21 protein-coding genes are annotated in these 25,367 nt (G+C 70.5%); 7 read left to right on the plus strand and 14 right to left on the minus strand.

The features are described 5' to 3' along the window. Positions 1-3 precede the first annotated feature (3 nt). The 7 genes from ACIQMX_RS04605 (at position 4) to ACIQMX_RS04635 (ending at position 7,462) form a co-directional block, all read left to right on the plus strand. Positions 4-774, plus strand: a complete 771-nt coding sequence (locus ACIQMX_RS04605) for a GntR family transcriptional regulator (RefSeq protein WP_363071395.1) — start codon at positions 4-6, stop codon at positions 772-774. A gap of 39 nt (positions 775-813) precedes the next feature. Next, on the plus strand, positions 814-1,041 hold the full coding sequence (locus ACIQMX_RS04610) for a ferredoxin family protein (RefSeq protein WP_033297536.1): 228 nt from the start codon (positions 814-816) through the stop codon (positions 1,039-1,041). Between the two features lie 15 nt (positions 1,042-1,056). Continuing rightward, positions 1,057-2,424 (plus strand): ABC transporter substrate-binding protein, encoded by a 1,368-nt coding sequence (locus ACIQMX_RS04615; protein WP_402474883.1) that lies wholly within the window; start codon positions 1,057-1,059, stop codon positions 2,422-2,424. Beyond that, positions 2,421-3,284 carry an ABC transporter permease gene (locus ACIQMX_RS04620; protein ID WP_402474886.1) on the plus strand — a complete coding sequence of 288 codons (864 nt, stop codon included), beginning with the start codon at positions 2,421-2,423 and terminating at the stop codon, positions 3,282-3,284. The genes ACIQMX_RS04615 and ACIQMX_RS04620 overlap by 4 nt, the downstream gene beginning before the upstream one ends. After that, positions 3,281-4,033, plus strand: coding sequence for an ABC transporter ATP-binding protein (locus tag ACIQMX_RS04625; RefSeq protein WP_402474889.1), 753 nt, complete (start codon positions 3,281-3,283; stop codon positions 4,031-4,033). Before ACIQMX_RS04620 ends, ACIQMX_RS04625 begins: the two co-directional genes overlap by 4 nt. Positions 4,034-4,044: 11 nt before the next feature. Further along, entirely contained in the window at positions 4,045-6,768 is a 2,724-nt protein-coding gene (locus ACIQMX_RS04630; protein WP_402474893.1) for a fumarate reductase/succinate dehydrogenase flavoprotein subunit, read from the plus strand. Between the two features lie 85 nt (positions 6,769-6,853). Further along, the gene (locus ACIQMX_RS04635) at positions 6,854-7,462 is read left to right on the plus strand and encodes a Uma2 family endonuclease (RefSeq protein WP_402475595.1); all 609 of its coding nucleotides are present in this window, start codon (positions 6,854-6,856) and stop codon (positions 7,460-7,462) included. A gap of 24 nt (positions 7,463-7,486) precedes the next feature. Here the strand turns inward: ACIQMX_RS04635 and recQ are convergent, their stop codons facing one another. The 14 genes from recQ to ACIQMX_RS04705 all read right to left on the minus strand — a co-directional run bounded on the left by recQ (position 7,487) and on the right by ACIQMX_RS04705 (position 25,367). After that, a complete protein-coding gene (recQ, locus tag ACIQMX_RS04640) occupies positions 7,487-9,514 on the minus strand; it encodes a DNA helicase RecQ (RefSeq protein ID WP_402474895.1) in 2,028 nt (675 codons plus the stop codon). A gap of 166 nt (positions 9,515-9,680) precedes the next feature. Beyond that, on the minus strand, positions 9,681-11,345 hold the full coding sequence (nuoN, locus tag ACIQMX_RS04645; protein WP_402474897.1) for an NADH-quinone oxidoreductase subunit NuoN: 1,665 nt from the start codon (positions 11,343-11,345) through the stop codon (positions 9,681-9,683). Continuing rightward, positions 11,342-12,913, minus strand: a complete 1,572-nt coding sequence (locus tag ACIQMX_RS04650) for an NADH-quinone oxidoreductase subunit M (protein WP_363071380.1) — start codon at positions 12,911-12,913, stop codon at positions 11,342-11,344. Before ACIQMX_RS04650 ends, nuoN begins: the two co-directional genes overlap by 4 nt. A 4-nt stretch (positions 12,914-12,917) precedes the next feature. Continuing rightward, entirely contained in the window at positions 12,918-14,813 is a 1,896-nt protein-coding gene (nuoL, locus tag ACIQMX_RS04655) for an NADH-quinone oxidoreductase subunit L (protein WP_363071378.1), read from the minus strand. A 13-nt stretch (positions 14,814-14,826) separates the two neighbouring features. After that, on the minus strand, positions 14,827-15,126 hold the full coding sequence (gene nuoK / locus ACIQMX_RS04660; protein ID WP_018101339.1) for an NADH-quinone oxidoreductase subunit NuoK: 300 nt from the start codon (positions 15,124-15,126) through the stop codon (positions 14,827-14,829). Continuing rightward, entirely contained in the window at positions 15,123-15,953 is an 831-nt protein-coding gene (locus ACIQMX_RS04665; protein WP_363071376.1) for an NADH-quinone oxidoreductase subunit J, read from the minus strand. The genes nuoK and ACIQMX_RS04665 overlap by 4 nt, the downstream gene beginning before the upstream one ends. Next, positions 15,950-16,672, minus strand: coding sequence for an NADH-quinone oxidoreductase subunit NuoI (nuoI, locus tag ACIQMX_RS04670; protein ID WP_402474902.1), 723 nt, complete (start codon positions 16,670-16,672; stop codon positions 15,950-15,952). The genes ACIQMX_RS04665 and nuoI overlap by 4 nt, the downstream gene beginning before the upstream one ends. Continuing rightward, positions 16,665-18,071, minus strand: coding sequence for an NADH-quinone oxidoreductase subunit NuoH (gene nuoH / locus ACIQMX_RS04675; protein ID WP_402474905.1), 1,407 nt, complete (start codon positions 18,069-18,071; stop codon positions 16,665-16,667). Before nuoH ends, nuoI begins: the two co-directional genes overlap by 8 nt. Next, positions 18,068-20,575 carry an NADH-quinone oxidoreductase subunit G gene (locus tag ACIQMX_RS04680; RefSeq protein WP_363071370.1) on the minus strand — a complete coding sequence of 836 codons (2,508 nt, stop codon included), beginning with the start codon at positions 20,573-20,575 and terminating at the stop codon, positions 18,068-18,070. Before ACIQMX_RS04680 ends, nuoH begins: the two co-directional genes overlap by 4 nt. Beyond that, positions 20,572-21,939 (minus strand): NADH-quinone oxidoreductase subunit NuoF, encoded by a 1,368-nt coding sequence (nuoF, locus tag ACIQMX_RS04685; protein ID WP_363071368.1) that lies wholly within the window; start codon positions 21,937-21,939, stop codon positions 20,572-20,574. The genes ACIQMX_RS04680 and nuoF overlap by 4 nt, the downstream gene beginning before the upstream one ends. Beyond that, positions 21,936-22,751, minus strand: coding sequence for an NADH-quinone oxidoreductase subunit NuoE (gene nuoE / locus ACIQMX_RS04690; RefSeq protein WP_363071509.1), 816 nt, complete (start codon positions 22,749-22,751; stop codon positions 21,936-21,938). The genes nuoF and nuoE overlap by 4 nt, the downstream gene beginning before the upstream one ends. Before the next feature lie 29 nt (positions 22,752-22,780). Beyond that, the gene (locus ACIQMX_RS04695; protein ID WP_219570604.1) at positions 22,781-24,103 is read right to left on the minus strand and encodes an NADH-quinone oxidoreductase subunit D; all 1,323 of its coding nucleotides are present in this window, start codon (positions 24,101-24,103) and stop codon (positions 22,781-22,783) included. Continuing rightward, complete coding sequence (locus tag ACIQMX_RS04700; RefSeq protein WP_363071366.1) at positions 24,103-24,816, minus strand: NADH-quinone oxidoreductase subunit C; 714 nt, start codon at positions 24,814-24,816, stop codon at positions 24,103-24,105. Before ACIQMX_RS04700 ends, ACIQMX_RS04695 begins: the two co-directional genes overlap by 1 nt. After that, positions 24,813-25,367, minus strand: coding sequence for an NADH-quinone oxidoreductase subunit B family protein (locus ACIQMX_RS04705; protein WP_030926341.1), 555 nt, complete (start codon positions 25,365-25,367; stop codon positions 24,813-24,815). The genes ACIQMX_RS04700 and ACIQMX_RS04705 overlap by 4 nt, the downstream gene beginning before the upstream one ends.

Below are 25,367 nucleotides of genomic sequence, written 5' to 3' on the forward strand. Positions count from 1 at the left end.
CGCATGCCAGCCGAACGCATCCGCGAGCACACCGTGCCCGTCGCCGCCGCCCGCCGGCGCCGGCTGCGTGCGGACGGCGCCCGGCTCCTCGCCGACCTGCTGCGCCACCAGGTGCGCACGGGTGCGTTCCCGGGTGGTGTCCTGCCGTACGAGGACACCATCGGCACCGACTACCGCGTGTCCCGCAACACCGTTCGCCAGGCCCTCGATCTGCTGCGCGGCGAGGGCCTCGTCGAACGGCAGCCGGGCGTCGGCACCGTCGTCGTCGGCGAGCGGTACCCGCACGCCCTGGACCGGCTCCAGGGGCTGGCCGAGACCCTGCACGAACACGGCAGGGTCACCAACGAGGTCCGTACCGTCGGACCGGTCCCCGCACCCGCCCCCGTCGCCCGGCGGCTCGGCGTGGCCGAGCACACCGACGTGCTCTACATCGAGCGGCGCCGGCTGCTGAACGGGCTGCCGCTCTCCCTCGACCTCACCTACGTCCCGATGGACCTCGGGGCCGGGCTCCTCGGCGCCGACCTGGAGAACACCGACGTGTTCCGGCTGCTGGAGTCCCTGGCCGGGCAGCCGCTGGGCAGTGCCGACATCACCCTGGAGGCCGTCAACGCCGACGCGCACTCCGCCGCCGTCCTGGAGATCCCGCGCGGCTCCGCCGTCCTGATGCTGGAGCGCCTCACCCATCTCGCCGACGGGCGCCCCGTCGACCTGGAGTTCATCCGGTTCCGCGGCGACCGCATCAGCATGAACGCCCTGCTGCACCGGTCCTGCTGACCCGTCTCCCTCTCCCACACCCTTCCCTGGAGCCCCGCCATGCCTCTGGCGCCCCAGCGGGCCGACGTGCCCGTGACCATCGACGAGTCGAAGTGCATCGACGGATGCACGCTCTGCGTCGACATGTGCCCGCTCGACTCCCTCGCCATCCACCCGGACAGCGGCAAGGCGTACATGCACGTCGACGAGTGCTGGTACTGCGGCCCGTGCGCGGCCCGGTGCCCGACCGACGCGGTGACCGTCAACATGCCCTACCTCCTGCGCTGAAAGGCCCCGACTCCCATGCGAAGCAAGGCATTCGGCGCGCTCGCGGGCGCCGCGCTCCTCGTCACCCTCACCACGGGCTGCGGTGGCGGGGCGAGCGCCGACGACGGGGGCACGGTCACCGTGACCGTCGGCTACCAGTCACGGACGATCAACACGGTCACGGCCGGCACCCTGCTGCGCTCCCTCGGCTACTTCGAGGACGAACTGCGCAGCCGCGGGCAGCGGGACGGCGTCACGTACAAGGTGAAGTGGCAGGACTACGCCACCGGCGCTCCCATCACCGCGCAGATGACCGCGGGAAAGATCGACATCGGCTCGATGGGTGACTTCCCGCTGCTGATCAACGCGGCCCGGGGCACGCAGCTGAACCGCCCCACCCGCCTCGTCTCCGTCACCGGCTACAACCTCGCGGGCGGCCTCAACACCGTGGTCACCGCCCCGGATTCGACGCTGGACTCGCTCACCGACCTGCGCGGAAAGAAGGTCTCCACGAGCGTCGGCTCGGCGGCCGACGGCACCCTCGTCCGCGCGCTCCAGCAGGCCGGACTCGACCCGGAGAAGGACATCCGCAAGCTCAACCAGCAGCCCGCGGTGGGTGCTTCGGCGCTCCAGGCGGGCAGTGCGGACGCCCTCTCCCAGTTCGTGGCCTGGCCCGGGCTGCTCGCGTTCCAGGGCCGGGCGAAGGCGCTGTACGACGGTGCCGAGCTGAAGCTGCCGACCTTCCACGGGGTCACGGTCCGCCAGGACTTCGCGAAGAAGCGGCCTGCGGTCGTGGAGGACTTCCTCCGGGCCCAGGGCCGGGCGACCGGATATCTGCACCAGCACCCGGTGGCGGCGTCCGAATCCGTCGCGAAGGCCACCGGCCTGCCCGCCGAGGTCGTCCACCTCTACAACGGCTCGCAGGGCATCGCCACCTTCGACACCACGCTGAAGCCCGCCCTGATCGCGGCGCTGAAGAAGGACGTCCCGGTGCTGCGGTCGGCGAAGCTCGTCGGCGACGTCGACGTGGACGCGTTCGTCGACGACAGCTACCTCAGGCGGGTGTACGGAACCGGCTACGCCAAGGCCCTCGCCGCCGGCCCGCCCGCCCGGCGCGGCGGCGAGGTGTGGCTGAAGGGGAAGGACACCACGACGGCGTTCGCCACCTCCGCCGAACTGCTGCGGTACGTGTCCGCGCACCGGGACGCGGTCCGGACGGCGTACGTCCCCGACGCGTCCACCGGCACCCTGTGGTTCGCGGACCGGGCGGTATGGGTCCTCGACGGGGACGAACTGCGGCCCTACGTCACCGGGTCCGCCGCCCGCGCCTACGCGGCAGCCCGTCCCGGCGCCCGTACGGTCTCCTACGCCACGGCGCTGGACCTGGCCCGGGCCGCCTCATGAGCGGTCCGTGGTCCTTCGTGCGCCGGGCGCTCTCGCTCGTCGCGGCGCTCGCTCTGTGGCAGGCGCTGACCTCCTACGACATCAACCTGTGGCTGCGCTTCGAGCAGTTCCCGACGGTCACGGAGGTGGCGCGCGCCTACGCGGACCGGGTCGCGGGCGACGCGTACTGGCAGGACCTCACCGACAGCCTGACGAGGATCGTCACCGGGTTCACGCTGGCCGCCGTCCTCGGCGTCACCGTCGGCACGACCGTCGCCCGGTCCCGGCTCGCCGCCGACCTGCTGGGCCCGGTCCTGGAGGTCCTGCGCCCGGTCCCGGCGATCGCGCTGGTGCCGGTCGCGATCCTGCTGTTCCCCAGCAACGAGCAGGGCATCGTCTTCATCACCTGCACCGCGGCGTTCTTCCCCGTCATGGTCTCCACCCGGCACGCGGTACGGGCGCTGACGCCGGTGTGGGAGGAGGCCGTCCTGACGATGGGCGGCGGGCGGTGGCGGATCCTGTGGTCCGTCGTGCTGCCCGGGGCGCTGCCCGGCATCCTCGGCGGGCTGTCCGTCGGCATCGGGGTGTCGTGGATCTGTGTGATCTCGGCCGAGATGATCTCCGGCGAGTACGGAGTCGGCTACCGGACCTGGCAGGACTACACGGTCGTCGACTATCCGGGCGTCTTCGTCGGCATGGCCACCATCGGACTGCTCGGCTGGCTGACCTCGACGGCCGTGGAACTGCTGGGCCGCAGGCTGACCCGGTGGCTGCCGCGCACGGAGAACCGTCCGGCCGCCCCCGCACGACGCGGTCACGCACCGGCGGCGGCCGCCGTCCCCCCGGTCCGTACGACAGCACAGGAACGGGTGCGCTCATGACCACCGACGCCCACGGCGTTCGCCTCACCCTGCGCGGCGCCGTGCTCGGCCGGGCCGGTGCGCCAGTACTGGACGGGGTCGACCTCGACGTCGTCCCCGGCGAGATCCTCACCGTCGTCGGCCCGTCCGGCTGCGGCAAGTCGACGCTGCTGCGCACCCTGGCCGGGCTGCTCCCGGCGCTCGGCGGTGAGGTGAGCCAGGACGGCGAACCCGTCACCGCGCCCCGCGCCGAACGGGCCCTCGTCTTCCAGGACGATGCGCTGCTGCCCTGGCGCACGGTCCGCGCCAACGTCGAACTGCCCCTGGCCATCCAGAAGGTGGCCCGCGCCGATCGGCGGGAGCGCGCCGAGGACTGGCTGGCCCGGGTCGGCCTGGCCGAGCACACCGCCAAGCTCCCGCACCGGCTCTCCGGCGGCCAGCGCCAGCGCGTCCAGCTGGCCCGCGCCCTGGCGGCCGGCCCCCGGGCGGTCCTGATGGACGAACCGTTCGGCGCGCTCGACGCCCAGACCAGGGCCGGGATGCAGCAGCTGCTCGTCGACGTGCTCCGGGGCACCGGCGCCACGGTCGTCTTCGTCACCCACGACGTGGACGAGGCGCTGTTCCTCGGCGACCGCGTCGCGCTGCTGTCGACCGGCCGGGTACTGCCCGTGCCGCGTCCGCGCGAACGCGCCGCCCACGCCGATCCGGCGACGGTCGCGCTGCGCCGCGAGGTCCTGGAATCCCTCACGCCGTCACCTTCCTTCTCCTGAAAGGCCCTCCCGTGCAGATCCCCGCCCTGGCCGACGCCGAGGAACTCTCCTGCGACGTGCTGGTCGTCGGCGGCGGTACGGCCGGCACGATGGCGGCCCTCACCGCCGCCGAGCGCGGTGCTTCCGTCCTGCTGCTGGAGAAGGCGCACGTCCGCCACTCCGGCGCGCTCGCCATGGGCATGGACGGCGTGAACAACGCCGTGATCCCGGGCCGCGCCGAGCCCGACGACTACGTCGCCGAGATCACCCGCGCCAACGACGGCATCGTCGACCAGTCCACCGTCCGCCGGACCGCGACGCGCGGCTTCGCGATGGTGCGGCGGCTGGAGTCGTACGGGGTGAAGTTCGAGAAGGACGAGCACGGCGAGTACGCGGTGCGCCAGGTCCACCGCTCCGGCTCGTACGTCCTGCCGATGCCCGAGGGCAAGGACGTGAAGAAGGTCCTCTACCGGCAGCTGCGCCGCCGCGAGATGCGCGAACGCATCCGGATCGAGAACCGCGTCATGCCGGTGCGCGTCCTCACCGGCGACGACGGGCGGGCGATCGGCGCGGCCGCCTTCCACACCCGCACGGGCCGGTTCGTCACGGTGCGGGCGGGTGCCGTCATCCTCGCCACCGGGCCGTGCGGACGGCTCGGGCTTCCGGCCTCCGGCTACCTCTACGGAACGTACGAGAACCCGACCAACGCCGGTGACGGCTACGCCATGGCGTACCACGCGGGCGCCGAGCTGACCGGCATCGAGTGCTTCCAGATCAACCCGCTGATCAAGGACTACAACGGCCCGGCCTGCGCCTACGTCGCCAACCCCTTCGGCGGGTACCAGGTCAACCGGCACGGCGAACGCTTCGTGGACTCCGACTACTGGTCGGGCCGGATGATGGCGGAGTTCGCGGCCGAGGTCGCCTCCGACCGCGGTCCGGTCTACCTGAAGCTGAGCCATCTGCCGGAGGAGTCCGTCAGCGCGCTGGAGACGATCCTGCACTCCACCGAGCGGCCCACCCGCGGCACGTTCCACGCCGGACGCGGTCACGACTACCGCACCCACGACATCGAGATGCACATCTCCGAGATCGGCCTGTGCGGCGGCCACTCGGCCTCCGGCGTCCGCGTCGACGACCACGCCCGCACCACGGTGGACCGGCTCTACGCCGCCGGGGACCTCGCCTGCGTCCCGCACAACTACATGATCGGCGCGTTCGTCTTCGGCGACCTGGCCGGGGCGGACGCGGCACGGTTCACGGCGTACGAGGGCGAGCTGCCGGCCGACCAGCTGCGGGCGGCGCACGAACTGGTCTACCGGCCGCTGCGCAACCCGGACGGGCCGCCGCAGCCCCAGGTCGAGTACAAGCTGCGCCGCTTCGTGAACGACTACGTGGCGCCGCCGAAGTCCGGCGCCCGGCTGTCGATCGCCCTGGAGTCGTTCGAGCGGATGCGTACCGACCTCGCGGAGATGGGCGCGAAGACACCGCACGAGCTGATGCGGTGCGCGGAGGTGTCGTTCATCCGGGACTGCGCGGAGATGGCGGCCCGTTCCTCGCTGGCCCGCACGGAGTCCCGCTGGGGCCTCTACCACGAGCGCACGGACCATCCGGAGCGGGACGACACGGACTGGTTCCACCACCTGGACCTGTACAAGTCGGCGTCCGGGGCGATGGAGTTCACGGCCCGGCCGGTGGCTCCGTATCTGGTCCCGGTGGAGGGGTTCGCCCCGGCCGGGGGCCCGGTACGGCATATCGGCGAGGTGGAGCCGGAGGGTGTGGGGACGGCGGGGCCGCGGGACGCGGCGCCGGTGTCCGGGTCCGCGCGCACGGCCGCGGTCACCGTGACCGGGACCGGCCCGTCCACATCGCCGCGCATCCTTGAGCTGCTGGCGCTGAGCGAGGGCGAACCCGGGCTGGCCGCCCTCGCCCCGTACCTGGACGATCCCGACCCGGCGGTCCGCCGCGCCGCCGTCGCCGCGCTCACCGAGTCCACCCCGCAGGGTGCCGGTCCCGCCCTGGCGGCCGCGCTCGCCGATCCGGCGCCTGCCGTGCGCGCGGCCGTCGCGGCGTCCCTGCGCGAACTGGTCGAGGTGCTGGAGCCCTCGCCCGCCCTGCGCGCGCCCCTGGTCACCGCGCTGACCTCGGCCGACCCGCTGGTCCGCGCCGCCTCCCTCGACACGCTGCGGGCGCTGCGGCTCGGGGACCCGGAGTTGTTCGCCGGCACGCTGAGCGACCCGGATCTCGATGTGCGGGTCGAGACCGTGCGGGCCCTGGTGTCCGTGGACGCGGTGGACGGGCTGGTCCGGGCGGCCTCCGACTCGGCACGCGAGGTGCGGGTGGCGGTGGCGAAGGGACTGGCCGCTGTCCGCTCCCCCGCGCCCGGCCCGCTCGCCCCGCTGCTGGACGACCCGGACGCGCTGGTCCGCGCGGCGGCCCTGGCCGCGCTCGCGGGGACGGGGTGCCCGCCCGCGTACGCCGAACGGGCGGTGGCGGCGCTCGCGGACCCGGCCTGGCAGGTGCGCGCGGGCGCGGCGACGGCACTGTCCTCGGCGGACCCGGAGCGGGCGGTCCCGCCGCTGGCCGGTGCGCTCGACGACCCGAATGCCGATGTGCGCAAGGCGGCGGTGCTGGCGCTGCTCCGTCATCCGGGGCACGCGGCGGCGCGGGAGGCGCTGGCGGGGGCGGTGGCGGACCGGGACGCGGATGTGCGGGCGTATGCGGGGCGGGGGGTGGGTGTGGTCAACGGCGCGTGAGTCGTTCACACGTTCAGGCAGGCCCGTGCCGGTTCGGTGCGGATACGCTGGTCGGACCGCCAGACTCCGGCGCATGGGAGCACTGATGAGCGTCGAACCCGAGGCCCCCGAGCCGCGGTGGGCGGTCCCGCCCGTGGGCGGCTGGACCGCCGATGACCTGGACACGCTTCCGAATCTGCCTCCGCACACGGAGCTGATCGACGGGAGCTTGGTATTCGTGGGTCCGCAGACCGTTTTTCACGAGCGTGCGATCGACTACCTCAAATGGCAGTTGCAGTCGCTGGCACCGCTCGATCTGGAGGTCTTCCGGGAATTCACCATCGACGTCGACTTCCAGAACCGGCCCGAACCCGATGTGGTCGTCGTCCGCGCGGACGCGGTCGAGAGCCTGCGGCAGACGCGCTTCCCCGCGAGCAGTGTGCTGCTCGCGATCGAGGTCGTGTCCGACGAGTCCGTCACCCGTGACCGGGAGACCAAACCCGTGAAGTACGCGCGGGCGAGGATCCCGCACTACTGGCGGGTGGAGAACCAGGACGGCCGCGCGGTCGTCTACGTCTTCGAGCTGGAGCCCGCGACCGGTGCCTACACCTCCACCGGGATCTTCCACGACCGGATGAAGGTCTCCGCTCCCTTCCCGGCCGATCTCGACCTCACCGCGATCGTCTCGCGGCGCCGGGCGGCGGACCCGCAGTAGATCCACCACACCCCGCTCCTCGCCTCACTCGTACTCCGGCGGCTCCTCGTCCCAGCCGAACTCCGGGTCGGCGACCGGGGCCGCGGACGGGGCCGTCGCCGGGGCCGGGGCGGCGGACGGGCCCGTAGACCGGGCCGGCGCGATGGGAGCCGGTACCTCAGCCGGGGGCGGGCCCGCAGCGGCAGTGGATTCCGCGTCGCCCGGGAGCCCCGCCAGCACCTCCAGCACGCCCTCCCCGTACGTCGCCAGCTTCTTCTCGCCCAGGCCGCTGATCCCGCCCAGCTCGCCGAGCGACGACGGACGCAGGGTCGCGATCTCGCGCAGCGTGGCGTCGTGGAAGATCACATACGCCGGGAGGCCCAGCTCCTTGGCCTGGGCGCCGCGCCAGGCGCGCAGCGCCTCGAAGACCGGGAGCGCCTGTGCCGGGAGCTCAGCGGCGGCTGCCGAGGACTTCGCCTTCCGCTCGCCCTTCGACGAGGAGGAACGGGAGGCGGGCTTCGGGGCCTCCTTGCGCAGCAGCACCTCGCGCTCCCGGCCGAGCACCGTGCCGCTCTCCTCCGTGAGGACCAGCGTGCCGTACTCGCCCTCGACGGCGATCAGGCCCTGGGCCAGCAGCTGGCGGACCACACCGCGCCATTCCGCCTCGGCCAGTTCCTCGCCGATGCCGAACACCGAGAGCTGGTCGTGGTCGAACTGGATGACCTTGGCGGTCTTGCGGCCCAGCAGGATGTCGATGATCTGGCCGGCGCCGAACTTCTGCCCGCGTTCCCGCTTCAGCCGGACCACCGTGGACAGCAGCTTCTGGGAGACCACCGTGCCGTCCCAGGTCTCGGGCGGGTTCAGGCAGGTGTCGCAGTTGCCGCAGGAGGACGCCGTGGGGTCCTGGCCGAAGTAGGTGAGCAGCTGGGCCCGGCGGCACTGGACGGTCTCGCAGAGCGCCAGCATGGAGTCCAGGTGTGCGGCGGCCCGGCGGCGGAAGGCCTCATCGCCCTCTCCGCCCTGGATGAGCTTGCGCTGCTGGACGACGTCCTGGAGTCCGTACGCCATCCACGCCGTCGACGGGGCTCCGTCACGGCCGGCCCGGCCGGTCTCCTGGTAGTAGCCCTCGACGGACTTCGGCAGGTCGAGGTGGGCGACGAAGCGGACGTCCGGCTTGTCGATGCCCATGCCGAAGGCGATCGTCGCGACGACGACGAGGCCCTCCTCGCGCAGGAAGCGGGACTGGTGCCTCGCGCGGGTCCCGGCGTCCAGGCCCGCGTGGTACGGAACGGCCTCGATGCCGTTGCGGCAGAGGTACTCGGCGGTCTTCTCGGTGGAGTTGCGCGAGAGGCAGTAGACGATGCCCGCGTCGCCCGCGTGCTCCTCCTTCAGGAAGGAGAGCAGCTGCTTCTTCGGGTCCGACTTCCCCACGATGCGGTACTGGATGTTGGGGCGGTCGAAGCTGGCCACGAAGTGCTTGGCGTCGGGCATGCCGAGGCGCTGGGTGATCTCGCGGTGCGTGGCGCCCGTCGCCGTGGCCGTCAGGGCGATGCGCGGGACGTCGGGCCAGCGCTCGCCCAGGACGGACAGGGCCAGGTAGTCGGGCCGGAAGTCGTGGCCCCACTGGGCGACGCAGTGTGCCTCGTCGATCGCGAAGACGGAGATCTCGCCGCGGGAGAGCAGGCCGAGGGTGGAGTCCAGGCGGAGCCGCTCGGGGGCGAGGTACAGCAGGTCGAGCTCACCGGCGATGAACTGGGCCTCCATCGAGCGGCGCTCGTCGAAGTCCTGCGTGGAGTTGATGAACCCGGCCCGCACACCGAGCGCCCGCAGCGCGTCGACCTGGTCCTGCATCAGGGCGATCAGCGGGGAAACGACGACGCCCGTACCCCGTCTGACCAGGGACGGGATCTGGTAGCAGAGGGACTTGCCGCCGCCGGTCGGCATGAGCACGACGGCGTCCCCGCCGGCCACCACATGGTCGACGACGGCTTCCTGCTCGCCGCGGAACGCCTCGTACCCGAAGACCCGGTGGAGCGTCTGCCGCGCGTCGCTCTCGGTCGTCTCTGTGGCCATCTCTGTCACGCCTGTCATGCCGTCCCGCCCATTGCCCTGTCCCCCGACATCTGTTCCGTTCTGTCCCTGTGCTCTCCCCTGCCACGATAGGCGCCGCCTACGACAGAGCCGGACGGGCTTGACTTTCCAAGCCCGTCCGGCGCCGTCGAAGCGGTGGTGCGTCCCGCTACCTCACGAACACTCCCGCCTGGCTCGCCAGGTCCAGGAAGTACTGCGGGGCCAGGCCCAGCACCAGGGTGACCGCGACACCGACGGCGATCGTCGTCATCGTCAGCGGGGACGGGACGGCGACCGTGGGGCCGTCCGCCTTCGGCTCGCTGAAGAACATCAGCACGATGACCCGGATGTAGAAGAACGCGGCGATCGCCGAGGAGATCACACCGACGACGACCAGTCCGCTCGCACCGCCCTCGGCCGCGGCCTTGAACACCGCGAACTTTCCGGAGAAGCCCGAGGTGAGCGGGATACCGGCGAAGGCCAGCAGGAACACCGCGAAGACGGCGGCGACCAGCGGGGAGCGCCGGCCGAGGCCGGCCCACTTCGACAGGTGCGTCGCCTCGCCGCCCGCGTCGCGCACCAGGGTGACGACGGCGAAGGCGCCGACCGTCACGAAGGAGTACGTGGCCAGGTAGAAGAGCACCGAGGAGATGCCCTGCGGGGTGGCCGCGATGACACCGGCGAGGATGAATCCGGCGTGCGCGATCGAGGAGTAGGCCAGCAGCCGCTTGATGTCGGTCTGGGTGATGGCGACGACCGCGCCACCCACCATCGTGACGATCGCGATGCCCCACATGACCGGGCGCAGGTCCCAGGTGAGGCCGGGCAGCACCACGTACAGCAGGCGCAGCAGCGCACCGAACGCGGCGACCTTCGTGGCCGCGGCCATGAAGCCGGTGACCGGGGTCGGGGCGCCCTGGTAGACGTCCGGGGTCCACATGTGGAACGGGACGGCGCCGACCTTGAAGAGCAGACCGGTCAGGATCATCGCGCCGCCGATCAGCAGCAGCACGTCGTTGCCCATGGTGTCGGCGAGTGCCGGGTCGATCTGCTGGATCGAGCCTTCGACGACGGTGGCGATCTGCGCGTACGAGACGGAGCCCGCGTACCCGTAGAGCAGGGCGATCCCGAAGAGCAGGAACGCCGAGGAGAAGGCGCCGAGCAGGAAGTACTTCACCGCGGCCTCCTGCGACATCAGCCGCTTGCGGCGGGCGACGGCGCACAGGAGGTAGAGCGGGAGCGAGAAGACTTCCAGGGCCACGAAGAGCGTCAGCAGATCGTTGGCCGCCGGGAAGACCAGCATGCCCGCCACCGCGAAGAGGAGCAGCGGGAAGACCTCGGTGGTGGTGAACCCGGCCTTGACCGCGGCCTTCTCGCTGTCGCTGCCGGGGACCGAGGCGGCCTGTGCGGCGAACGAGTCGACGCGGCTGCCGTGCGACGCGGGGTCGAGGCGCCGCTCGGCGAACGTGAATACGGCGACCAGCGACGTCAGCAGGATGGTGCCCTGGAGGAACAGGGCGGGTCCGTCGACGGCGACGGCGCCCATCGCGGCGATGTGTGCCTTGGTCGTGCCGTATCCGGCGGCGGCCAGGCCGATCACCGCGGCGAACGCGGCGACCAGGGCGGCGACGGTCAGGAACACCTGGGTGTAGTAACGGGCCCGGCGCGGCACGAAGGCCTCGGCGAGCACGCCCAGAACGGCGACTCCGATGACGATCAGGACGGGCGTCAGCTGGGTGTACTCGATGACGGGGGCCTTGAACTTCTCCTCCGGGGCGGCCGATGTCACCCCGCCCGCCATGGTCCACAGGCTGTGGACAGCTGTTGCGCTCACTTGGCGGCCTCCACCTCGGGCTGGGGGTCCTTCTTCTGTACGTCCGACATGGTGTGCTGCACCGCCGGGTTGACGATCTCCGTCAGCGGCTTCGGGTAGACGCCCAGGAAGATCAGCAGCGCGATCAGCGGGACGACGACCACCAGCTCACGGACCTTGAGGTCCGCCATGCCCTGGACCTCGGCCTTCACCGGACCGGTCATCGTCCGCTGGTAGAGGACGAGGACGTAGATCGCGGCGAGCACGATCCCGGTGGTGGCGATGATGCCGACCGCCGGGTACGCGGCGAACGCGCCGACCAGGACGAGGAACTCGCTGACGAACGGGGCGAGCCCCGGGAGCGACAGCGTGGCCAGGCCACCGATCAGGAACGTGCCGGCCAGGACCGGCGCCACCTTCTGCACCCCGCCGTAGTCGGCGATGAGCCGCGAGCCGCGCCGGGTGATCAGGAAGCCCGCCACCAGCATCAGCGCGGCCGTCGAGATGCCGTGGTTGACCATGTAGAGCGTCGCGCCCGACTGGCCCTGGCTGGTCATCGCGAAGATGCCCAGGATGATGAAGCCGAAGTGCGAGATCGACGCGTAGGCGATCAGCCGCTTGATGTCGCGCTGGCCGACGGCGAGCAGCGCCCCGTAGACGATGCTGATCAGCGCCAGCACCAGGACCACCGGAGTGGCCCACTTGCTGGCCTCCGGGAAGAGCTGGAGACAGAAGCGCAGCATCGCGAAGGTGCCGACCTTGTCGACGACCGCGGTGATCAGCACGGCGACGGGGGTGGTCGCCTCGCCCATGGCGTTGGGCAGCCAGGTGTGCAGCGGCCACAGCGGGGCCTTCACCGCGAAGGCGAAGAAGAACCCGAGGAAGAGCCAGCGTTCGGTGCTGGTCGCCATGGAGAGCGAGCCGTCGGCGCGGGCGGCGGCGATCTCGGAGAGCGAGAACGTCCCCGTCACCACGTAGAGCCCGATCACGGCGGCCAGCATGATGAGGCCGCCGACCAGGTTGTAGAGGAGGAACTTGACGGCCGCGTACGAGCGCTGGGCCGCCGCGTTCTCGTCGCTCCCGGAGTGGGCCCGGTCCCCGAAGCCGCCGATGAGGAAGTACATCGGGATGAGCATGGCTTCGAACAGGATGTAGAAGAGGAAGACGTCGGTGGCCACGAAGGAGAGGACCACCATCGCTTCCACCATCAGGATCAGGGCGAAGAAGCCCTGGGTGGGGCGCCAGCGGGAGGAGTTCGTCTCCAGCGGGTCGGCGTCGTGCCAGCCGGCCAGGATGACGAAGGGGATCAGCAGGGCGGTGAGCGCCATGAGCGCCAGCCCGATGCCGTCCACCCCCAGCTCGTACCGCACGCCGAAGTCCTTGATCCAGGCGTGCGATTCGGTGAGCTGGTAGCGGCTGCCGCCGGGCTCGAAGCGGGCGAGCGCGATGCCCGCCAGCACCAGGGTGCCGAGCGAGAAGGCGAGCGCCAGCCATTTGGCGGCGGTGCGCCGGGCTGCCGGGACGGCGGCGGTGGCGACCGCGCCGATCGCCGGGAGCGCCGCCGTCGCTGTCAGGAGGGGAAAGGACATGTGATCAGACCGCCCTCATCAGCAGGGTCGCGGCGATGAGAACCGCCGTACCGCCGAACATCGAGACCGCGTAGGTGCGGGCGTAGCCGTTCTGCAGTTTGCGCAGCCGGCCGGAGAGCCCGCCCATGGAGGCGGCCGTGCCGTTGACGACGCCGTCGACCAGTGAGTGGTCGACGTAGACCAGGGAGCGGGTGAGGTGCTCGCCGCCGCGGACCAGGACCACGTGGTTGAAGTCGTCCTGGAGGAGATCGCGGCGGGCTGCCCGGGTGAGCAGCGAGCCGCGCGGGGCGACCGCGGGCACGGCCCTGCGTCCGTACATCGCCCAGGCGATGGCGACACCGATGACGAGCACCACCATGGTGGCGGCCGTGACGGTGGTCGCGCTGACCGGGGCATCCCCGTGGCTGTGGCCCGTGACGGGCTCCAGCCAGTGCAGGAATCGGTCACCGATGGAGAAGAAGCCTCCGGCGAAGACCGAGCCGAACGCCAGGACGATCATGGGGATGGTCATGGACTTCGGGGACTCGTGCGGATGCGGGTCGTGGCCCTCCGCGTCCGGCTGCCAGCGCTTCTCGCCGAAGAACGTCATCAGCATCACGCGCGTCATGTAGAACGCGGTGATCGCGGCGCCCAGCAGGGTGACCGCGCCGAGGATCCAGCCCTCGGTGCCGCCCTTGGCGAAGGCCGCTTCGATGATCTTGTCCTTGGAGAAGAAGCCGGACAGACCGGGGAAGCCGATGATCGCGAGGTAACCGAGGCCGAAGGTGACGAAGGTGACCGGCATGTACTTCCGCAGGCCGCCGTACCTCCGCATGTCCACCTCGTCGTTCATGCCGTGCATGACCGAACCGGCGCCGAGGAAGAGCCCGGCCTTGAAGAAGCCGTGCGTCACCAGGTGCATGATCGCGAAGACGTAGCCGATGGGGCCGAGGCCGGCGGCCAGGATCATGTAGCCGATCTGCGACATCGTCGACCCGGCGAGGGCCTTCTTGATGTCGTCCTTCGCGCAACCGACGATCGCACCGAAGAGCAGCGTGACCGCTCCGACGACCACGACGACCAGCTGGGCGTCCGGGGCTCCGTTGAAGATCGCGCCGGACCGGACGATCAGGTAGACGCCCGCGGTCACCATGGTGGCGGCGTGGATCAGGGCCGAGACCGGGGTCGGGCCCTCCATCGCGTCACCGAGCCAGGACTGCAGCGGCACCTGGGCGGACTTGCCGCAGGCGGCGAGGAGCAGCATCAGGCCGATCGCCGTCAGCTTGCCCTCGCTCGTCTCCCCGGTCGCTTCGAGGACGGGGCCGAAGGCGAAGGTGCCGAAGGTGGTGAACATCAGCATGATCGCGATCGACAGGCCCATGTCGCCGACCCGGTTGACCAGGAACGCCTTCTTGGCGGCGGTGGCCGCGCTGGGCTTGTGCTGCCAGAAGCCGATGAGCAGGTACGACGCCAGACCGACGCCTTCCCACCCGACGTACAGCAGCAGGTAGTTGTCGGCGATGACCAGGATCAGCATCGCCGCGACGAACAGGTTCAGATAGCCGAAGAAGCGGCGCCGGCGCTCGTCGTGCTCCATGTAGCCGATCGAGTAGATGTGGATCAGGGTGCCCACACTCGTGATCAGCAGCACGAAGGTCATCGACAGCTGGTCGAGCTGGAAGGCCACATCGGCCTGGAATCCCTCGACCGGGATCCAGCTGAACAGCTTCTGGTGCAGCGCGCGGTCCTCGGCGCCCTTCCCGAGCATGTCGGTGAAGAGCACCACGGCGACGACGAAGGAGGCGCCGGCGAGCGCGGTGCCCAGCCAGTGGCCCACGCGGTCGAGGCGTCGGCCGCCGCAGAGCAGCACCACCGCTCCGAGCAGGGGCGCCGCGACGAGCAGCGCAATGAGATTCTCCACGATCAAGCGCCCCTTACAGCTTCATCAGGCTGGCGTCGTCGACCGAGGCCGAGTGGCGGGAACGGAACAGCGACACGATGATCGCGAGCCCGACCACGACCTCCGCGGCGGCGACGACCATCGTGAAGAAGGCGATGATCTGGCCGTCGAGATTGCCGTGCATGCGGGAGAAGGTGACGAACGCGAGGTTGCAGGCGTTGAGCATCAGCTCCACGCACATGAACACCACGATCGCGTTCCGCCTGATCAGCACCCCGGCCGCGCCGATGGTGAACAGCAGAGCGGCGAGATAGAGGTAGTTGACCGGATTCACTTGGCGACCTCCTCTTCTTCTGCGGTGTCCCGGCCGAGCCGCTCACCGGAGCGCTGCTCCAGTGCCTTGAGGCCGGCCAGCGACTCGTGGGACACATCGCGCATCTGGCCGCGCTTGCGCAGCGTCTGCATGACGGTGAGTTCGGACGGTGTGCCGTCCGGGAGGAGTCCGGCGATGTCCACGGCGTTGTGCCGGGCGTAGACGCCGGGTGCGGGCAGCGGCGGCAGGTGGTTGCTGCGCACGCGGTCCTCGGACATCTCCCGCTGGTTCTTGGCCCGTTCGGTGCGCTCGCGGTGCGTGAGCACCATCGCGCCGACCGTGGCCGTGATCAGCAGGGCGCCGGTGATCTCGAAGGCGAAGACGTACTTGGTGAAGATGAGGCTGGCGAGCCCCTCCACGTTTCCGCCGTGCGCGGCGTTGGCCGTACCCAGCCCGTTGAAGCTGTTCAGCGACGCGTTGCCGATTCCGGCGACCAAGAGGACGCCGAAGCCGAGCCCGCATCCGGCGGCCAGCCAGCGCTGGCCCTTGAGGGTCTCCTTCAGCGAGTCCGCCGCCGTGACACCGACGAGCATGACCACGAAGAGGAACAGCATCATGATCGCGCCGGTGTAGACGACCACCTGGACGATGCCCAGGAAGTAGGCGCCGTTGGCGAGGTAGAACACCGCCAGGATGATCATGGTCCCGGCGAGGCTCAGCGCGCTGTGCACCGCCCGCCTCATGAGCACGGTCGACAGGGCGCCGATCACGGCGACCGTGCCGAGCACCCAGAACTGGAAGGCCTCGCCGGTCGAGGTCTGGGAGGCCGCTGCGGCCAGGCCGGTCATGCGTCCACCTCCTGGGCGGCGCCGTTGCTCTCGCTGTGCCCGTCGTCCTCGGGCTTCTCGCCCTTGGAGACGGCGAGCTGGCGCTCCGTGCCGGGGGCGGCCTCGGTCACCAGACCCCGGTAGTAGTCCTGTTCGTCCGTGCCGGGGAAGATCGCGTGCGGGCTGTCGACCATGCCTTCCTCCAGGCCCGCGAGCAGCTCGTCCTTGGTGTAGATGAGGCTCTCGCGGGTGGTGTTGGCGAGCTCGAACTCATTGGTCATCGTCAGCGCCCGGGTCGGGCAGGCCTCGATGCACAGTCCGCACAGAATGCAGCGCGCGTAGTTGATCTGGTAGACGCGGCCGTAGCGCTCCCCCGGGGAGTAGCGCTCCTCGTCGGTGTTGTCCGCGCCCTCGACGTAGATCGCGTCCGCCGGACAGGCCCAGGCGCACAGCTCGCAGCCGACGCACTTCTCCAGCCCGTCCGGGTGCCGGTTGAGCTGGTGGCGCCCGTGGAAGCGCGGCGCCGTGACCTTCGGCGTCTCCGGATACTGCTCGGTCAGCCGCTTCTTGAACATGGCCTTGAAGGTCACGCCGAAGCCGGCCACCGGATTCTGGAACTTGTCCTGCGAGGAATCCGAAGAATCCGAGGACTGCGAGGACCCCGGGGATCCCGGGGACCCGGAAGCCTGCGTGGACTTCGCCGGCCTCTTGGACCCCGGCGACTCAGACAGTTCAGACACCGCCGGCCTCCTTTCCGTCACTCGGATTTTCGTCACTCTGTGTATCCATGCCGCCACTGGCAACGAGCTCCCGCTCGCGGCGCGGCCTGCGCCGGGGCACGGGCGGCAGGGTCTGTCCGGGCAGCGGCGGCACCGGGAATCCGCCCGCCATCGGGTCGAAGGCCGGCTCCGGTTCCGCGTGGGCCGCGGCTTCCCGGCCCTTCTTGTCGCGGAAGATGTCGACCACGAAGGAGATCAGCAGGACCGCGATCACGGCTCCGGCCACGTAGAGCAGGATCCTCGAGAAGTCGTAGCCCTCGTTGCGCAGCGCCCGTACGGTCGCGACCATCATCAGCCAGACGACGGAGACCGGGATCAGGACCTTCCAGCCGAGCTTCATCAGCTGGTCGTAACGGACGCGGGGCAGTGTGCCGCGCAGCCAGATGAAGAAGAACAGCAGCAGCTGGACCTTGAGGACGAACCAGAGCATCGGCCACCAGCCGTGGTTCGCGCCCTCCCAGAAGGTGCTGACCGGCCACGGGGCCCGCCAGCCGCCCAGGAACAGGGTCACGGAGACCGCCGAGACGGTGACCATGTTGACGTACTCGGCGAGCATGAACATCGCGAACTTGATCGACGAGTACTCGGTGTTGAAGCCGCCGACGAGGTCGCCCTCGGACTCCGGCATGTCGAACGGGGCGCGGTTGGTCTCGCCGACCATCGTGATGATGTAGATGATGAAGGAGACCGGCAGCAGGATGATGAACCAGCGGTCCTCCTGCGCCTCCACGATCTTCGAGGTCGACATCGACCCGGAGTAGAGGAAGACCGAGGCGAACGCGGCGCCCATCGCGATCTCGTAACTGATCATCTGCGCGCAGGAACGGAGTCCGCCGAGCAGCGGGTAGGTCGATCCGGAGGACCAGCCCGCCAGCACGATGCCGTAGATCCCGACCGAGGCGACCGCGAGGATGTAGAGCATCGCGATCGGGAGGTCGGTGAGCTGCATCGCCGTACGGTGCCCGAAGATCGAGACCTCGTTGCCGGACGGGCCGAACGGGATGACCGCGATCGCCATGAACGCCGGGATCGCCGCGATGATCGGGGCGAGGACGTAGACGACCTTGTCCGCCCGCTTGACGATGACGTCTTCCTTCAGCATCAGCTTGATGCCGTCGGCGAGCGACTGGAGCATGCCCCAGGGGCCGTGCCGGTTGGGGCCGATGCGCAGCTGCATCCAGGCGACGACCTTGCGCTCCCACACGATGGAGAAGAGCACGGTCACCATCAGGAACGCGAAGCAGAAGACCGCCTTGATGACGACGAGCCACCAGGGGTCGGTGCCGAACATCGACAGGTCCTCGGCGGCGAGCACGGCGCCGTGCGGGGCGGCCGTGGCCAGTTGAGCGAAGGCACTCACGCCCCCACCTCCGGTGTGACGTCGGAAATGCCGGGTGCGGCGGGACCGATCCGGACCGGGCCGCCGGGCCGGGCCCCCGTGTCGGCCGGGACACCGCGCCCGACGGAGTTCAGCGGCACCCAGACCACCCGGTCCGGCATCTCGGTGACCTGGAGCGGCAGTTGTACGCTGCCCGCCGGGCCGGAGACGGCCAGCAGATCGCCGTCCTTGACGCCGGTCTCGGCGGCGGTGGCGGCGGAGAGCCGGGCGACCGCGGCGTGCCGCGTCCCGGCCAGCGCCGTGTCGCCCTCCTGGAGCCGGCCCAGGTCGAGCAGCATCCGGTGACCCGCGAGGATCGCCTCGCCGTCGCCGGGCCGGGGCAGCGGCTGAGCGGAGGCGCGCGGGTCGTCCGCGTGCGTGCCCTGCCAGCCGCCGAGCCGGTCCAGCTCACGGCGTACGGACTTCAGGTCCGGCAGCGCGAAGTGGACGTCCAGCGCGTCGGCCAGCATGTGCAGCACCCGGGCATCGCCCGGCGCGAGGTTCCGCGTCATCTGCTCGGGCTTCAGCGCTGCCTCGAACATCCGCGCCCTGCCCTCCCAGTTGAGGAAGGTGCCGGACTTCTCGGCGACCGCGGCCACCGGGAACACCACGTCGGCGCGGTCGGTGACCTCGCTGGGCCGGAGCTCCAGGGAGACCAGGAAGCCCACCTGGTCCAGGGCCTCCAGAGCCCGTGCCGGATCCGGCAGGTCGCGGGTCTCGACCCCGGCGACGAGCAGCGCGCCCAGTTCGCCGGTGGCCGCGGCCTCGACGATCTGGCCGGTGTCCCGGCCGAAGCGGGACGGGAGTTCGGCGACGCCCCAGACGGACGCCACCTCGTCCCGGGCCCGCGGGTCGGTGGCCGGGCGGCCGCCGGGCAGCAGCGACGGGAGCGCGCCCGCCTCCACCGCACCGCGCTCGCCGGACCGGCGGGGGATCCACACCAGGCCGGCCCCGGTCGCGGTCGCCGCCCGCACCGCGGCGGTCAGCCCGCCGGGCACACCGGCCAGCCGCTCACCCACCACGATCAGGGCGCCCGCACCGCGCAGCGCCTCGGCCGCCACGGCACCGTCGCCGTCCAGGCCGACCCCGCCCGCGATCGCGTCCAGCCACTCCGTCTCGGTACCGGGAGCGGCCGGCAGCAGCGTGCCGCCCGCCTTCGTGAGACCGCGGGTGGCGTGCGAGGCGACGGAGAACGTCCGCTGTCCGTGCTTGCGGTGCGCCTTGCGCAGCCGCAGGAAGACGCCGGGCGCCTCCTCCTCGGACTCGAACCCGACCAGCAGCACGGTCGGGGCCTGCTCCAGCGAGGTGTACGTGACACCCGAGCCGTCCAGGTCACGGCCGCGTCCCGCGACGCGGGCGGCCAGGAAGGTGGCCTCCTCGTCGCTGTGCACCCGGGCCCGGAAGTCGATGTCGTTGGTGTCCAGGGCGACCCGGGCGAACTTGCTGTACGCGTACGCGTCCTCGACGGTCAGCCGGCCGCCCGTGAGGACACCGGTCCTGCCGCGTGCGGCGGACAGTCCGGCGGCCGCGGCGGCCAGCGCCTCGGGCCAGCTCGCCGGTTCCAGCTCGCCGGCCTCGTTACGGACCAGCGGGGTGGTGAGCCGGTCGCGCTGCTGGGCGTAGCGGAAGCCGAAGCGGCCCTTGTCGCAGAGCCATTCCTCGTTGACCTCGGGGTCGTTGGAGGCGAGGCGCCGCATGACCTTGCCGCGCCGGTGGTCGGTGCGGGTGGCGCAGCCGCCGGCGCAGTGCTCGCACACGGAGGGCGTCGACACGAGGTCGAAGGGACGGGAGCGGAACCGGTACGCGGCCGAGGTCAGCGCCCCGACCGGGCAGATCTGGATGGTGTTGCCGGAGAAGTACGACTCGAACGGGTCGCCTTCGCCGGTGCCGACCTGCTGGAGCGCGCCGCGCTCGATCAGCTCGATCATCGGGTCGCCCGCCACCTGGTTGGAGAACCGGGTGCAGCGCGCGCAGAGCACGCACCGCTCACGGTCCAGCAGCACCTGGGTGGAGATCGGGACGGGCTTCTCGTACGTCCGCTTCTTCCCGTCGAAGCGGGAGGTCGCGTCGCCGTGCGACATCGCCTGGTTCTGCAGCGGGCACTCGCCGCCCTTGTCGCAGACCGGGCAGTCCAGCGGGTGGTTGATGAGCAGCAGCTCCATCACGCCGCGCTGCGCCTTGTCGGCGACCGGCGAGGTGATCTGCGACTTGACGACCATGCCGTCGGTGCAGGTGATGGTGCAGGACGCCATCGGCTTGCGCTGGCCCTCGACCTCGACGATGCACTGGCGGCAGGCGCCGGCCGGGTCGAGGAGCGGGTGGTCGCAGAAGCGCGGGATCTCGATGCCGAGGAGTTCGGCGGCCCGGATGACCAGGGTGCCCTTGGGCACGCTGATCTCGATGCCGTCGATGGTCAGCGTGACCAGGTCCTCGGGCGGGAGCGCCGCCTCGCCGCCCCCGGAGGGCGCACTCGTGGTGACTGTCATGCGTTCACCCCCTGGGATGCGTTCTTGTCGTCGGCCCAGACGGTCGACCGTGCGGGATCGAAGGGGCAGCCCTTGCCCGTGATGTGCTGCTCGTACTCGTCGCGGAAGTACTTCAGCGAGGAGAAGATCGGCGAGGCGGCACCGTCACCGAGGGCGCAGAACGACTTGCCGTTGATGTTGTCGGCGATGTCGTTCAGCTTGTCGAGGTCGGCCATCTGGCCCTTGCCGGCCTCGATGTCGCGGAGCAACTGCACGAGCCAGTAGGTGCCTTCCCGGCATGGCGTGCACTTGCCGCAGGACTCGTGGGCGTAGAACTCGGTCCAGCGGGTGACGGCGCGCACGACGCAGGTGGTCTCGTCGAAGCACTGGAGCGCCTTGGTGCCGAGCATGGATCCGGCGGCGCCGACGCCCTCGTAGTCGAGGGGCACGTCGAGGTGCTCCTCGGTGAACATGGGGGTGGAGGAGCCGCCCGGGGTCCAGAACTTCAGCCGGTGGCCGGGGCGCATGCCGCCGCTCATGTCGAGGAGCTGGCGCAGCGTGATGCCGAGCGGGGCCTCGTACTGGCCGGGTCCGGCGACATGGCCGCTGAGCGAGTACAGCGTGAAGCCCGGGGACTTCTCGCTGCCCATGGACTTGAACCAGTCCTTGCCCTTGTTCAGGATCGCGGGAACCGAGGCGATGGACTCGACGTTGTTCACCACGGTGGGGCAGGCGTACAGACCGGCGACCGCGGGGAAGGGCGGGCGCAGCCGGGGCTGGCCGCGGCGTCCTTCGAGCGAGTCGAGCAGCGCCGTCTCCTCACCGCAGATGTACGCACCGGCGCCCGCGTGCACGGTCAGTTCCAGATCGAGTCCGGAGCCCATGATGTTCGTACCGAGATAGCCCGCCTCGTACGCCTCGCGCACGGCCTCGTGCAACCGCCGCAGTACGGGGACGACTTCGCCGCGCAGGTAGATGAAGGCGTGCGAGGAGCGGATCGCGTAGCAGGCGATCACGATGCCTTCGATCAGGCTGTGCGGGTTGGCGAAGAGGAGCGGGATGTCCTTGCAGGTCCCGGGCTCCGACTCGTCGGCGTTGACGACCAGGTAGTGCGGCTTGCCGTCGCCCTGCGGGATGAACTGCCACTTCATCCCGGTGGGGAAGCCTGCGCCACCGCGGCCGCGCAGACCGGAGTCCTTGACGTACGCGATGAGGTCGTCCGGAGACATCGCGAGGGCCTTGCGCAGTCCCTCGTAGCCCTCGTGACGGCGGTAGGTGTCCAGGGTCCAGGATTCCGGCTGGTCCCAGAAGGCGGACAGGACAGGCGCGAGAAGCTTCTCGGGACTGGTCCCGTTCTTGTCGATTTCGGCGGCCAACGTCATCACTCCCCCTCCTCGGCGGCGGGACCGGCCGGGTGGTCCGGGTCGGAGGCCGAGGTCTGCTGTGGCGCGTCGTGGGAGCTGAGGTGTTCGGCGCCCTTCTGCGGTTCGTCGCTCGGGGCCTCGCCTCGCGGGCCCACCACGCGGGGCTGCGGTGCGGCCTCGCCCTTGGCCAGCTTCAGGCCGATGAGCGAGGCGGGACCGGCGCCGCCGGACGCCGCGACGGCGCCGGGGCGCTCGTCGGGGAAGCCGGCCAGGATCCGGGCGGTCTCCTTGTACGAGCAGAGCGGGGCGCCGCGGGTCGGCTCGACGGTGCGGCCGGCGATCAGGTCGTCGACGAGCCGGGTCGCGCTCTCGGGCGTCTGGTTGTCGAAGAACTCCCAGTTGACCATCACGACGGGCGCGAAGTCGCAGGCCGCGTTGCACTCGATGTGTTCGAGGGTGACCTTGCCGTCCTCGGTCGTCTCGTCGTTGCCGACGCCGAGGTGGTCCTTGAGCCGGTCGAAGATCGCGTCTCCGCCCATCACCGCGCAGAGCGTGTTGGTGCAGACGCCGACCTGGTAGTCGCCGCCTGCCCTGCGCCGGTACATCGTGTAGAAGGTGGCGACCGCGGTGACCTCTGCGGTGGTGAGGCCGAGCGCCTCGGCGCAGAACGCCATGCCCGTACGCGAGACGTACCCCTCCTCGGACTGCACGAGGTGCAGCAGCGGCAGCAGCGCGGAGCGGCTGCCGGGATAGCGGGCGATCACCTCCTTCGCATCCGCTTCGAGCCTGGCGCGCACCTCGGCCGGGTAGGCGGGGGCGGGGAGCTGCGGCATCCCCAGACTGACTTCGCTGCGTGCTTCGGTCACCGGTCGACGCCTCCCATCACGGGGTCGATGGATGCGACGGCGACGATGACGTCGGCGACCTGGCCGCCCTCGCACATCGCTGCCATGGCCTGGAGGTTGGTGAAGGACGGGTCGCGGAAGTGGACCCGGTAGGGGCGGGTGCCGCCGTCCGAGACGACGTGCACGCCGAGTTCGCCCTTGGGCGACTCGACCGCCGTGTACGCCTGCCCGGCCGGGACCCGGAAGCCCTCGGTCACCAGCTTGAAGTGGTGGATCAGGGCCTCCATGGAGGTGCCCATGATCTTCTTGATGTGGTCGAGCGAGTTGCCGAGTCCGTCCGGTCCGAGCGCGAGCTGCGCGGGCCAGGCGATCTTCTTGTCGGCGACCATGACCGGCCCCGGCGCGAGCCGGTCGATGCACTGCTCGACGATGCGCAGCGACTGGCGCATCTCCTCCAGCCGGATGAGGAAGCGTCCGTAGGAGTCGCAGCTGTCCGCCGTGGGGACGTCGAACTCGTAGTTCTCGTACCCGCAGTAGGGATCGGTCTTGCGCAGGTCGTGCGGGAGTCCGGCGGAGCGCAGGACCGGGCCGGTGGCGCCGAGCGCCATGCAGCCGGTGAGGTCGAGGTAGCCGACGTCCTGCATGCGGGCCTTGAAGATGGGGTTGCCGGTGGCGAGCTTGTCGTACTCCGGCAGGTTCTTCTTCATGGTCTTCACGAACTCGCGCAGCTGGTCGACCGCGCCCGGGGGCAGGTCCTGGGCGAGTCCGCCGGGGCGGACGAACGCGTGGTTCATCCGCAGGCCGGTGATCAGCTCGAAGAGATCGAGAACGAGTTCACGATCGCGGAAGCCATAGATCATGATCGTCGTGGCGCCGAGCTCCATGCCGCCGGTGGCGATGCACACCAGGTGCGAGGAGATCCGGTTGAGCTCCATCAGGAGCACGCGCAGGACGGTGGCCCGGTCGGGGATCTGGTCCTCGATGCCGAGGAGCTTCTCGACCCCCAGGCAGTACGCCGTCTCGTTGAAGAACGGCGTCAGGTAGTCCATGCGCGTGACGAAGGTGGTGCCCTGCGTCCAGTTCCGGAATTCGAGGTTCTTCTCGATGCCGGTGTGGAGGTAGCCGATGCCGCAGCGGGCCTCGGTGACGGTCTCGCCGTCGATCTCCAGGATCAGCCGGAGCACGCCGTGGGTGGACGGGTGCTGGGGACCCATGTTGACGATGATGCGCTCGTCGTCGGACTTGACGGCCGATTCGACGACCTCGTCCCAGTCGCCGCCGGTGACTGTATATACAGTCCCCTCGGTCGTGGCCCTGGGCGTTGCGTGGGGAGTGGTCATCAGGAGTACGACCTCCGCTGGTCCGGAGCCGGGATCTGGGCGCCCTTGTACTCGATGGCGATGCCGCCGAGCGGGTAGTCCTTGCGCTGCGGGAAGCCCTGCCAGTCGTCCGGCATCATGATCCGGGTGAGGGCGGGGTGCCCGTCGAAGACGAGCCCGAAGAAGTCGTAGGTCTCGCGCTCGTGCCAGTCGTTGGTCGGGTAGACCGCGACGAGGGACGGGATGTGCCGGTCGTCGTCCGGCGCGGACACCTCCAGCCGGATGAGCCGGCCGTGGGTGATCGAGCGCAGGTGGTAGACGGCGTGCAGCTCACGTCCCTTGTCACCGGGGAAGTGGACGCCGCTCACCCCCGTACAGAGCTCGAAGCGCAGTGCCGGGTCGTCGCGCAGGGTCCGGGCGACGGTGGGCAGGTGCTCGCGGGCGATGTGGAAGGTGAGCTCGTCGCGGTCGACGACCGTCTTCTCGATGGCGTCGGCGGGAAGCAGACCCTGTTCCTCCAGGGCGCCTTCGAGCTCGTCGGCCACCTCGTCGAACCAGCCGCCGTACGGGCGCGAGGTGGCTCCCGGCAGGGCGACGGTACGGACGAGGCCGCCGTAGCCGGAGGTGTCGCCGCCGTTGTTGGCGCCGAACATGCCCTTGCGTACGCCGATGACCTCGCCGTGCTCGTCGCGCGGGGCGGGAACGCCGCCCGCGCTCTGCTCCTGCTCACTCATCGCAGCAGCCCCTTCATCTCGATCAGGGGCAGTGCCTTGAGGGCCGCGTCCTCCGCCTCACGGGCGGCCTCCTCGGCGTTGACCCCGAGCTTGGAGCCCTGGATCTTCTGGTGGAGCTTGAGAATCGCGTCCATCAGCATCTCGGGCCGCGGCGGGCAGCCCGGCAAATAAATATCAACCGGGACAATATGATCAACACCCTGAACAATGGCGTAATTGTTGAACATTCCGCCCGATGACGCGCAAACCCCCATGGAGATGACCCACTTGGGGTTCGGCATCTGGTCGTAGACCTGCCGCAGGACGGGCGCCATCTTCTGGCTCACCCGCCCCGCCACGATCATCAGGTCCGCCTGCCGCGGCGATCCGCGGAAGACCTCCATGCCGAACCGAGCCAGGTCGTAGCGCCCGGCTCCGGTCGTCATCATCTCGATGGCGCAGCAGGCGAGGCCGAAGGTGGCCGGGAAGACGGAGGACTTCCGTACCCAGCCGGCGGCCTGCTCGACAGTGGTCAGCACGAAGCCGCTGGGCAGCTTCTCTTCGAGTCCCAT

It is taken from the genome of Streptomyces sp. NPDC091416 (genome assembly GCF_044756845.1).
In the GTDB taxonomy this organism is placed as follows: domain Bacteria; phylum Actinomycetota; class Actinomycetes; order Streptomycetales; family Streptomycetaceae; genus Streptomyces.

Bases quoted from the DNA above. Each gene is read 5' to 3' on its own strand.
- ACIQMX_RS04605 (WP_363071395.1), top strand. From the start codon at position 4: ATGCCAGCCGAACGCATCCGCGAGCACACCGTGCCCGTCGCCGCCGCC.
- ACIQMX_RS04680 (WP_363071370.1), bottom strand. From the start codon at position 20,575: ATGACAGTCACCACGAGTGCGCCCTCCGGGGGCGGCGAGGCGGCGCTC.
- nuoE (WP_363071509.1), bottom strand. From the start codon at position 22,751: ATGCCGCAGCTCCCCGCCCCCGCCTACCCGGCCGAGGTGCGCGCCAGG.
- ACIQMX_RS04620 (WP_402474886.1), top strand. From the start codon at position 2,421: ATGAGCGGTCCGTGGTCCTTCGTGCGCCGGGCGCTCTCGCTCGTCGCG.
- ACIQMX_RS04635 (WP_402475595.1), top strand. From the start codon at position 6,854: ATGAGCGTCGAACCCGAGGCCCCCGAGCCGCGGTGGGCGGTCCCGCCC.
- ACIQMX_RS04700 (WP_363071366.1), bottom strand. From the start codon at position 24,816: ATGAGTGAGCAGGAGCAGAGCGCGGGCGGCGTTCCCGCCCCGCGCGAC.
- ACIQMX_RS04650 (WP_363071380.1), bottom strand. From the start codon at position 12,913: ATGTCCTTTCCCCTCCTGACAGCGACGGCGGCGCTCCCGGCGATCGGC.
- recQ (WP_402474895.1), bottom strand. From the start codon at position 9,514: ATGGCCACAGAGACGACCGAGAGCGACGCGCGGCAGACGCTCCACCGG.
- ACIQMX_RS04665 (WP_363071376.1), bottom strand. From the start codon at position 15,953: ATGACCGGCCTGGCCGCAGCGGCCTCCCAGACCTCGACCGGCGAGGCC.
- ACIQMX_RS04695 (WP_219570604.1), bottom strand. From the start codon at position 24,103: ATGACCACTCCCCACGCAACGCCCAGGGCCACGACCGAGGGGACTGTA.
- ACIQMX_RS04625 (WP_402474889.1), top strand. From the start codon at position 3,281: ATGACCACCGACGCCCACGGCGTTCGCCTCACCCTGCGCGGCGCCGTG.
- ACIQMX_RS04615 (WP_402474883.1), top strand. From the start codon at position 1,057: ATGCGAAGCAAGGCATTCGGCGCGCTCGCGGGCGCCGCGCTCCTCGTC.
- ACIQMX_RS04705 (WP_030926341.1), bottom strand. From the start codon at position 25,367: ATGGGACTCGAAGAGAAGCTGCCCAGCGGCTTCGTGCTGACCACTGTC.
- ACIQMX_RS04610 (WP_033297536.1), top strand. From the start codon at position 814: ATGCCTCTGGCGCCCCAGCGGGCCGACGTGCCCGTGACCATCGACGAG.